General features: G+C 72.3%; 7 protein-coding genes and 2 pseudogenes. 8 read left to right on the top strand and 1 reads right to left on the bottom strand.

The genetic code is table 11. The features are described from left to right. Positions 1–172: pseudogene (locus tag VJ693_RS03795) on the bottom strand (lysine--tRNA ligase); the annotation flags it as partial. 171 nt (positions 173–343) lie between these two features. Between VJ693_RS03795 and VJ693_RS03790 the strand changes: the two are divergent. From VJ693_RS03790 to VJ693_RS03755, 8 genes and pseudogenes are all read left to right on the top strand, one after another. Next, positions 344–1,660, top strand: coding sequence for a nucleotide sugar dehydrogenase (locus VJ693_RS03790; protein WP_324152136.1), 1,317 nt, complete (start codon positions 344–346; stop codon positions 1,658–1,660). A 10-nt stretch (positions 1,661–1,670) separates the two neighbouring features. After that, the gene (locus tag VJ693_RS03785; RefSeq protein WP_324152135.1) at positions 1,671–2,627 is read left to right on the top strand and encodes a Gfo/Idh/MocA family oxidoreductase; all 957 of its coding nucleotides are present in this window, start codon (positions 1,671–1,673) and stop codon (positions 2,625–2,627) included. 7 nt (positions 2,628–2,634) lie between these two features. Beyond that, positions 2,635–3,210 carry an acyltransferase gene (locus VJ693_RS03780; RefSeq protein ID WP_324152134.1) on the top strand — a complete coding sequence of 192 codons (576 nt, stop codon included), beginning with the start codon at positions 2,635–2,637 and terminating at the stop codon, positions 3,208–3,210. Then, positions 3,210–4,310: a DegT/DnrJ/EryC1/StrS family aminotransferase gene (locus VJ693_RS03775; protein WP_324152133.1), complete on the top strand. Its 1,101-nt coding sequence runs from the start codon at positions 3,210–3,212 to the stop codon at positions 4,308–4,310. Before VJ693_RS03780 ends, VJ693_RS03775 begins: the two co-directional genes overlap by 1 nt. Positions 4,311–4,315: 5 nt before the next feature. Continuing rightward, positions 4,316–5,539, top strand: a complete 1,224-nt coding sequence (locus VJ693_RS03770; RefSeq protein WP_324152132.1) for an oligosaccharide flippase family protein — start codon at positions 4,316–4,318, stop codon at positions 5,537–5,539. A 5-nt stretch (positions 5,540–5,544) separates the two neighbouring features. Then, the gene (locus tag VJ693_RS03765; RefSeq protein ID WP_324152131.1) at positions 5,545–6,135 is read left to right on the top strand and encodes an acyltransferase; all 591 of its coding nucleotides are present in this window, start codon (positions 5,545–5,547) and stop codon (positions 6,133–6,135) included. Further along, positions 6,132–7,208 carry a glycosyltransferase gene (locus VJ693_RS03760; protein ID WP_324152130.1) on the top strand — a complete coding sequence of 359 codons (1,077 nt, stop codon included), beginning with the start codon at positions 6,132–6,134 and terminating at the stop codon, positions 7,206–7,208. The genes VJ693_RS03765 and VJ693_RS03760 overlap by 4 nt, the downstream gene beginning before the upstream one ends. Then, positions 7,205–7,438 (top strand): annotated as a pseudogene (locus VJ693_RS03755) (glycosyltransferase WbuB); the annotation flags it as partial. The gene VJ693_RS03760 and the pseudogene VJ693_RS03755, both read left to right, overlap by 4 nt.

The raw sequence follows: 7,438 nt of genomic DNA, 5'->3' as shown, positions 1-7,438 counted from the left end.
GGCCATGGCGGTGGTGCAGGTCGGCGGCGCGGTGCTGCGGCTTGAAGTCGTTCGGGAAGACGGCCGTGCCGGTGGCCTTGGCGTGCTGGCGCAGCGTGGCGAGTTTCTCGCGGCGTTCGGCGATGAGCTGGTTGTCGTCGGCGGTCGGCGGGGTCGGTTGGTCGTGGCTCATGCGAAGGCTCGGGGAACGTTGGCGGCGGCGTGCGCGCCAGGTCAATGGGCGGCGACGGGCCGGCAGGGGAGGGAGGCGCGATTTTAGGTGCCGCCCGGTGGTGGGACCTAAAATCGACCCCTTTTCGCCTCGCCCGCTGTCGACTCGTTCATCGTGGCGACCACGCTCCCCATGCAAAGCAACGCTGCCGCCGCCGACCGCACGGTGGCCGTCGTCGGCCTCGGCTACGTCGGCCTGCCGGTCGCCGTGGCCTTCGGTCGCCGGGCCCACGCCGCCCGGCCCGTGATCGGCTTCGACATCAGCGCCGCCCGCATCGCCGAGTTGCGCTCCGGCCACGACCGCACCGGCGAGGTGACGGCGGCCGAGCTGGCCGATGCGCACATCCGCTACGCCGACGAGCTCGACGAGCTGCGCACGGCCGACTTCTTCATCGTCGCGGTGCCGACGCCGGTGGACGACGCCAACAAGCCCGACCTGTCGCCGCTGATCTCGGCGTCGCGGACGGTCGGTGCCGCGCTGAAGAAGGGCGACATCGTCGTCTACGAGTCGACCGTCTACCCCGGCGCGACCGAGGAGGACTGCGTGCCGGTGCTCGAGGAGGCCTCGGGCCTGAAGCACGGCGTCGACTTCTTCACCGGCTACAGCCCCGAGCGCATCAACCCGGGCGACCGCGAGCACCGCTTCGAGACCATCCGCAAGATCGTCTCCGGCTGCGACGCGGCGACACTGGAGACCGTGGCCGTCGTCTACGGCGCGGTCGTCACGGCCGGCGTGCACCGCGCGCCGAGCATCAAGGTCGCCGAAGCCGCGAAGGTGATCGAGAACACCCAGCGCGACCTGAACATCGCGCTGATGAACGAGCTGTCGGTGGTCTTCGCGCGCATGGGGCTGGACACGGCGGAAGTCATTGCCGCCGCGGCGACGAAGTGGAACTTCCTGCCCTTCCGCCCCGGCCTGGTCGGCGGCCACTGCATCGGCGTCGACCCCTACTACCTGACCTTCAAGGCCGAGCAGCTCGGCTACATCCCGCAGGTCATCCTGGCCGGCCGGCGCATCAACGACAACATGGGCCGCTACGTGGCGCGCAACGTCGTCAAGCGCATGCTGCAGAGCGGCCTGGACGTGCCGCGCTGCCGCGTCGGCGTGCTGGGCATCACCTTCAAGGAGAACTGCCCGGACATCCGCAACTCGAAGGTCGTCGACCTAGTGAACGAACTGCTCGACCACGGCACACAGGTGGTCGTCGTCGACCCGCATGCGGACCCCAGCGAGGTGCGCGACGAGTGCGGCATCGCGCTGGCGCCGCTGCAGGGCCAGGCGCCGTTCGACGCACTGGTCGTCGCCGTGGCGCACCGCGAGTACCGTGCACTGACGGTGCCCGAGCTGCGCGCGCTGGTGCAGGGCGACCGCCCGGTGATCGCCGATGTGAAATCGCTGTACCCGCGCGACGCGCTGGCCGAGGCCGGCTTCACCGTCTTCCGCCTTTGAACCGCCTCGAATGAAGAACTTCGCCCTGGTCGGCGCCGCCGGCTACATCGCCCCGCGCCACATGCGCGCCATCGCCGACACGGGAAACCGGCTTGCGGTGGCCTACGACATCAACGACTCGGTCGGCATCATCGACAGCCTGGCGCCCGAGGCCGCGTTCTTCACCGAATTCGAGCGCTTCTACGAGCATGCGCAGCAGCGCCGCCGGCGCGCCGAGGACGCGCTGCACTACGTGGCGGTCTGCAGCCCGAACCACCTGCACCACGCCCACATCGCCGCCGGGCTGCGCCTGGGCGCCGACGTCATCTGCGAGAAGCCGCTGGTGCCCACGCCGGAGCTGGTCGATGAGCTGGCGCGAGTCGAGGCCGAGACCGGCCGGCGCGTCTTCAACATCCTGCAGCTGCGCCACCACGACGCGATCCTGAAGCTGCGCGAGAAGGTGGCCGCGGCGCGGTCGGACACCAAGTTCGACGTCGAGCTGACCTACATCACCTCGCGCGGCAAGTGGTACGCCGAAAGCTGGAAGGGCGACCCGCGCAAGTCCTTCGGCGTCGCCACCAACATCGGCGTGCACTTCTTCGACATGCTGCACTTCGTGTTCGGCCAGCTGCAGGCGAGCCAGGTGCACCACAGCGGCGAGGCCAAGGCGGCCGGCTTTCTGGAATACGAGCGCGCGAGGGTGCGCTGGTTCCTGTCGATCGACGCCAACGACCTGCCCGACGCGGTCAAGGGCAAGAAGACCACCTTCCGCAACATCGACATCTCGGGCGAGCAGCTCGAGTTCTCCGAGGGCTTCACCGACCTGCACACGGTGAGCTACCGCGAGATCCTGGCCGGCCGCGGCTACGGCCTGGCCGACGCGCGGCATTGCATCGAGACGGTCGATGCGATCCGCCGCGCGGGCACCACGCCGGCAGGTGCCGACGCCCACCCCTTTGTCCACCGGCTCGTGGGCCTGACGGGCTGAACGCGCGATGGGCGTCCACATCCACCCCAGCGCGATCGTCGACGAGGGCGCGCAGCTCGGCGACGGCACGCATGTCTGGCATTTCAGCCACATCTGTGCCGGCGCCCGCATCGGCGCCGACTGCTCGCTGGGCCAGAACGTGTTCGTCGGCAACGACGTGCAGATCGGCCGCGGCGTGAAGATCCAGAACAACGTGTCGGTCTACGACGCGGTGACGCTGGAGGACGAGGTCTTCTGCGGCCCCAGCGTGGTCTTCACCAACGTGCTGAACCCGCGCGCCGCGGTGCCGCGAAAGAGCGAATACCGGCGCACGCTGGTCAAGCGCGGCGCCTCGCTGGGTGCCAACAGCACGTTGGTGTGCGGCGTGATGGTGGGCACCTATGCCTTCGTCGGCGCCGGTGCCGTGGTGACGCGGGACGTGCCGGACTTCGCGCTGGTGGCCGGCGTGCCGGCCCGGCGCATCGGCTGGATCAGCCGGCATGGCGAGCGACTGAAATTCAACGCGTCGGGCGAGGCGCGCTGCCCGGCCACCGGCGAGCGCTACCGGCTCGATGCGGGCGTCGTCACCGTGGCGGAGGCTTGATGCAGTTCATCGACCTGAAGCGCCAGTACGCGGCCCTCAAGCCCGAGATCGACGCGGCGATCCAGCGCGTGCTCGACCACGGCCAGTACATCCTCGGCCCCGAGGTCGCCGAGCTGGAAGCTGCGCTGTCGGCGCGCACCGGCGGCGCGCACTGCGTGACGGTGGCCAGTGGCACCGAGGCCTTGCTGATCGCGCTGATGGCGCTGGGCATCGGCCCGGGCGACGAGGTGATCACCACGCCCTTCAGCTTCGCCGCCACGGCCGAGGTGATCGTGCTGCTCGGCGCCCGGCCGGTGTTCGTCGACATCGAGGCCGACACCGGCCTGATCGACGCGAGCCTGATCGAAGCCGCGGTCACGCCGCACACCAGGGCGATCATGCCGGTCAGCCTGTATGGCCAGGTGGCCGACATGGCGGCCATCAACGCCATCGCCGAGCGGCATGGCCTGGCCGTGATCGAGGACGCGGCGCAGAGCTTCGGCGCCCGCCTCGACGGCCGGCCGAGCGGCGGGCTGTCGACCATCGGCTGCACCAGCTTCTTCCCGAGCAAGCCGCTGGGCTGCTACGGCGACGGTGGTGCGCTGTTCACCCATGACGCGGCGCTGGCGCAGGCGGCGCGTGAGATCCGCGTGCATGGCCAGAGCGCCCGCTACACCCACACGCGGGTCGGCGTGGGCGGGCGCATGGACACGCTGCAGTGCGCCGTGCTGCTGGCCAAGCTGCCGCGGCTGGACTGGGAGCTGCAGCGCCGCGCGGCGCTCGGCGCGCGCTATGCGCAGGGCCTGGCGGCCTTGGATGTGGAGCAGCTCGCGGTGCGGGCAGGGCGCGACTGTGTCTGGGCGCAGTTCACCGTCTTCGTCGACGAGCGCGAACGCGTCCAGGCCGCACTGAAGGACGCTGGCATTCCGACGGCCGTGCACTACCCGCGTCCGTTGCACCAGCAGCCGGCCTACGCGGCCTTCGCGCCCGCCGGCGGCTGCCCGCAGGCGGAGCGCGCCGCGGCGCGCGTGCTGAGCCTGCCGATGAGCGCCGACCTGGCTGAAGCCGACCAGGACCGCGTGATCGCGGCGCTCGCCGCCGCCGTCGGCCGGCGCGCCTGAGGCGCATGGCCGCGGCTTCGCCGACGCGCGGCCTGTGGCGCGCCAGCCTGACGCTCGCGGCCGGCGGCGCGCTCGCGCAGGCGCTGCCGCTGCTGCTCGGGCCGCTGCTGACGCGGCTGTTCGCGCCGGCCGAGTTCGGGCTGTACCACCTGTTCGCTGCGGTGGCGGCCAACCTGGCGGTGGTCGCCTGCGGCCGCTACGAGTTCGCGCTGCCACTGGCGGCGGACGACGCCGAGGCCGACGCGCTGCGCCGGCTCGCGCTGCACCTGCTGGCCGCGACCACCGGGCTGGCCGTGCTGGGCGCCGCAGCGTGGGCGCTGGCCGGGGCCGGCGCCTGGGTGGCCTGGCTGCCGCTCGCGGTGGCCGCGGCCGGCGCGGTGTCGCTGGCCACGCTGTGGGCGACACGGGCGCAGCGCTTCCAGGCCCTGGCCGCGGCGCGTGTGCTGCAGTACGGCGGCGCGGCGTTGGCCCAGGCGGCCGCGGGCTGGGCCGGTGTCGGCTTGACCGGGCTGATCGTCGCCCCGATCGCGGCCGCGTTGCTCGCGACGGCGGTGTTGCGCATGCCCTGGCGCGGGCAAGCCGCTACGGGACCGCGCCTGCGCGATGTGGCGCGCCGCCACCGCGCCTTTCCGCTGCTGAACACGCCCCACGCCTTTGCCGGCGCCCTGCAGGACACGATCAGCCTGGCGCTGGTGGCTGCTGCGCTCGGCCCCGCCGCCGCGGGCTTCTGGGGGCTGGCGCTGCGCTATCTGAAGGCGCCGGCCACGCTCGTCGGCAGCGCGGTGTCGCAGGCGCTGTATCCCAAGCTGGCTGCGGCCGGCCCCACCGTCGAGGCGCGGCGCGCCGTGCGCCAGGTGATGGGCCTGCTCGCCCTGCTGGCCACGCCGCTCGTGCTGGCGCTGTGGGCGATCGGCCCCTGGGCCTTCGAGGCGCTGTTCGGCCCGGCATGGCGCGAGGCCGGCGTGCTGGCGCGGGCATTGGCGCTTTACATTGGCCTGCACTTCGTCGCCAGCCCGCTGGCGGTGGTGACGATGGCCTGGGCGGCGCAAGGCTGGGCGCTGCGGCTGGCGCTCATCGGGCAGGTGGCTTTCGTCGTAGCGCTGGCCGCGGGGCTGGCCTGGGGCGGCTTGGCGGGGGCCGGCTGGGCCGTGTCGCTCGCGATGCTCGGCTACTTCGGCATCTACTTCTGGCGGCTCGCGACCTGGCCAGTGGAACAATCCGATCGGTGATGACGATGATGCGTGCCACTCTGAACCGCTGGCGCCGTAGGCTGGCGCGCGCACTGCTGTACCGCGTGGTCTTCGGCGAGCGCTCGCAGGGCCGGCCACTGGCGTACACCCGCATCTCGCCGGCCGCCTGCATCGAACACGAAGACCGGCTGGTGCTGGGCGACCACGTCTACATCGGCCCGTTCAACCTCATCGAGGCCAGCGGCGGCATCACGATCGGCGACGGAGTGCAGATCACCAGCCACTGCAGTCTGGTCACGCACGCCTCGCACCGGTCGCAGCGCCTGCTGGGCGAGGGGTATGTGAACTGGCCGACGAGCCAGCCTCGGCCGGGCTGGATTGCCGGCCCGATCGCGATCGGGCCGTATTCGTTCATCGGCCCGCATGCGCTGATCGAGGCCGGCACCACGCTGGGCCGCGGCACGCTGGTCTGCGCGGGCAGCTTCGTGCGCGGCGAGTACCCTGATTTCGCGATCCTCGAGGGCCAGCCGGCGCGCATCGTCGGCGACACGCGGCGCGCCGATGCGCGTCTGCTCGAGCAGTACCCGGCGCTGCGGCCGCTGTACGAGGCGTGGGCGGGCGCGACGCGGGCATGATCCGGCTGGTCCTGATCGGCGACGGCGAGAGCCCGCACCTGCTGAAGTGGGCGCGGGCGCTGGCGGGCCGGGTGGAGCTCTGGGCCGTGTCCAGCCGAGGTTTCGCCCCTGAATTCGACGCAGTGCTGCCCGCTGCGCGGCGCCTGGCGCTGGGCACGCAGCCCCGCTTCGAAGGCGGCAACATTGGCTTGCTGCGGCAATGGCCCCGCGTCGCGCGGTGGCTGCGGGCGGTCCAGCCCGACTGGCTGGCGCCGCACTACCTCAGCTCGCACGGCACGCTGGCTTGGCTGGCCACACGCGTGGGTGGCGTGAAGGCGCGCATCGCCGGCTCGGCCTGGGGCTCGGACATCCTCGTCGCCCCCGAGCGCAGTGCCGCGATGCGCTGGGTCACGCGTCGCGTGCTGCGCGCCTGCACGGTCACGACCAGCGATTCGGCCCACATGGCCGAGCGCATGCGCGCGCTGGGGGCCGCCGAGGTGATGGTCTTCCCCTTCGGCCTGGAGCGCTTGCCGGCGGCGACGCCAGCCAAGGACGGCGCACTGTTCTTCGCCAACCGCGGCCTGGAGCCGATCTACCGGCCGGTCCGGGTGCTGGATGTCTTCGCCGCGCTCGCCGCGGGCTGGCCCGAGGCGCGGCTGGTGGTCGCCAACGACGGCTCGTTGGGCCCGGCGCTGCAAGAGCGCGCCGCCGCGCCGGACCTGGCCGGCCGCGTGCAGTTCGTCGGCCGGCTGGACGCCGCCGCGCAGGCCGTGTGGTACGGGCGGGCGCGCTGGTACCTCAGCCTGCCCGCCAGCGACTCGGTGTCGGTGTCGGTGATCGAGGCGATGGGCCACGGTTGCATCCCGATCCTGTCGGACCTGCCGGCCAACCGCGAGCTGGTGCGCGACGGGCACAACGCGGTGATCCTGGCCGATGGCGAGTTGCCGACCCGGGCGCGCCTCGCGCCGCTGGCCGGGCGCGCCGACGAGGTGAGCGCGGCGCTGCGCGCCTGGGTCGGCGCGCATGCGATGTTCCCGGCCAGCGTGGCGGCCTATGTGAAGCGGCTCGAAACCCTCGGCGCGCCCGCGGCATGAACATCCTCTACCTCAACCACTACGCCGGCAGCCCGGCGCTGGGCATGGAGTACCGGCCGTACTACCTGGCCCGCGAGTGGGTGCGCGCCGGGCACCGCGTGCGCATGGTCGCGGCCAGCTTCTCGCATGTGCGCGCGCAGCAGCCGGTGCCCGGCAGCGAGGTGATCGACGGCATCGAGTACGAATGGATCGCCGCCCCGGCTTACCAGGGCAACGGGCTCGGGCGGGTG

The sequence above is a fragment of the Ideonella sp. genome, assembly GCF_035254525.1.
Taxonomy (GTDB): Bacteria; Pseudomonadota; Gammaproteobacteria; order Burkholderiales; family Burkholderiaceae_C; genus Ideonella.
This window is presented reverse-complemented; position numbering and strand designations above follow the sequence as displayed.

Excerpts from the sequence above, each read along its gene's own strand:
- VJ693_RS03790 (WP_324152136.1), top strand. The coding sequence starts at position 344 with ATGCAAAGCAACGCTGCCGCCGCCGACCGCACGGTGGCCGTCGTCGGC.
- VJ693_RS03785 (WP_324152135.1), top strand. The coding sequence starts at position 1,671 with ATGAAGAACTTCGCCCTGGTCGGCGCCGCCGGCTACATCGCCCCGCGC.
- VJ693_RS03780 (WP_324152134.1), top strand. The coding sequence starts at position 2,635 with ATGGGCGTCCACATCCACCCCAGCGCGATCGTCGACGAGGGCGCGCAG.
- VJ693_RS03775 (WP_324152133.1), top strand. The coding sequence starts at position 3,210 with ATGCAGTTCATCGACCTGAAGCGCCAGTACGCGGCCCTCAAGCCCGAG.
- VJ693_RS03770 (WP_324152132.1), top strand. The coding sequence starts at position 4,316 with ATGGCCGCGGCTTCGCCGACGCGCGGCCTGTGGCGCGCCAGCCTGACG.
- VJ693_RS03765 (WP_324152131.1), top strand. The coding sequence starts at position 5,545 with ATGATGCGTGCCACTCTGAACCGCTGGCGCCGTAGGCTGGCGCGCGCA.
- VJ693_RS03760 (WP_324152130.1), top strand. The coding sequence starts at position 6,132 with ATGATCCGGCTGGTCCTGATCGGCGACGGCGAGAGCCCGCACCTGCTG.